This is a genomic window from Halalkalibacter lacteus (assembly GCF_036663595.1).
GTDB lineage: Bacteria > Bacillota > Bacilli > Bacillales > Bacillaceae_D > Halalkalibacter > Halalkalibacter lacteus.
The window spans coordinates 1-232 of the sequence record NZ_JAWRVL010000486.1 but is presented as its reverse complement, the minus strand read 5'-3'; the positions used below and the strand labels follow the sequence as shown (position 1 = coordinate 232).

At 61.6% G+C, this 232-nt stretch carries 1 protein-coding gene; it reads left to right on the top strand.

Annotation, left to right across the window (positions count from 1 at the left end):
- A partial coding sequence (locus tag SAZ04_RS23115) for an HWE histidine kinase domain-containing protein (RefSeq protein WP_332700160.1) occupies positions 1–232 on the top strand: 232 nt, incomplete at both ends.

The window sequence follows — 232 nt, the reverse complement described above, 5'->3', positions numbered from 1 at the left end:
CGCGCTGATCGTCTGGACTGCCAATCAGTATCGCGAATTGCTGATGCGGATCGACGAGGAGGAAAAATTCCGGCGCATCGTGGTCGATGAGCTGAGCCACCGCGTCAAGAACAAGCTGGCGACGATCTACGCCATCCTGCGTCACGAGCTGCGCGGCCAGCCGGACATCTGGGATAGCGTGTCGGGGCGTCTGCAGGCCTTGTCGGCCGCGGATGATTTCATCAGCCGCGAC